The organism is Corynebacterium sp. HMSC08A12, assembly GCF_001807485.1.
Classification (GTDB): Bacteria; Actinomycetota; Actinomycetes; order Mycobacteriales; family Mycobacteriaceae; genus Corynebacterium; species Corynebacterium evansiae.
In genome coordinates this window covers 1-1,098 of sequence record NZ_KV789176.1, presented here as the reverse complement: position 1 = coordinate 1,098, position 1,098 = coordinate 1, and the positions used below count along the sequence as shown (strand labels likewise).

1 protein-coding gene is annotated in these 1,098 nt (G+C 54.3%); it reads right to left on the bottom strand.

Annotated elements, in window-relative coordinates; genetic code table 11:
• Positions 1-938 (bottom strand): IS110 family RNA-guided transposase (locus HMPREF3166_RS05220; protein ID WP_070488012.1); only part of this gene is annotated, 938 nt, incomplete at its 3' end.
• Positions 939-1,098 lie beyond the last annotated feature (160 nt).

The window sequence follows — 1,098 nt, the reverse complement described above, 5'->3', positions numbered from 1 at the left end:
GCTATTCCAGCATAAGCAGCTAAGTGGCCAGCACTAGCGAAGTCGGAGCCATCACCGATCGCAAGAAGGATCTGCGCTGCGGTCTTGATGCCGACTCCGGGCATACTCATCAAGACCTCACAAAAAGGGAAATCAGCGAGCATCTCTTCAACCTGCTCAGCAATGGTGTTTCGTTGCTCTTTGAGGGTCTTGATGTTTGCAGCCAGTTGAGGAATTACTAACTCGGCGGCATCGCTTCCAGGCACGGTGACTGTTTGAGCTTTCAGTGCTGCAAAAATGTCGTCTACCAGCGGGGTGGGGTCTTTACGTGTGCGCTTGATCATCCAGTTCAACACTCGTTGGTATCCGGCTCTTTTTAGCCCCTGCGGTCCCTTGTAATGGATCAATAATTCCAGGATCGGCGTGCGAGTCAGGGTGCTACCAGCAAAAACTCGTTCCAGGCTGGGGTAGATCTGGGTGAGGATACTGCGAAGCCGATTGACAGTGCGAGTGCAATCGCGGGCGATGTCATCATCGAAGCCGGACAGCATCTTTAGGGCGGAGAGTACCTCATCATTGCGGTCGACGGCACGTAGCGTGTGGGGCATTGTGCGGGCGGTGTCGGCGATGATGAATGCGTCGCGTTTGTCTGTTTTTGCACGTCCCGGATAGAGATCTGCAGCTTTGCGCATCGCAAGACCTGGCAGGTATCCGACTTCGCAACCGCAGTCCCGGGCTACAGCAATCGGTAGTGCGCCGATGGTGTTGGGTTGGTCGACGATTACGAGTACGGTGCCAAGCTTTTGAAGCTGGTGAAAAACGCCTGCTAGTTCGGATTCGAGTTGAGGCAACGGTTTGTCGAAGACCTTGTTGCCATCACGGTCTAAGGCGCAGGCGTGGTGTTCAGATTTGCCGACGTCTAACCCAAGGAATATGTCGATGGAATGCTCCGGAGACATGATGAGCTCCTAGAAAACGAGATGGGTATGGCGTTGTTCCAGTCGCTGGTGTCATGACCTTCGTTGCAAGCACCCACGTTACAAAGAGACCTAGTTTAAAACTGGCCGTGTCCCTATCAGCTGTCATCGAAAGTCCTGGCACCCGGCGGCAACACCCCCC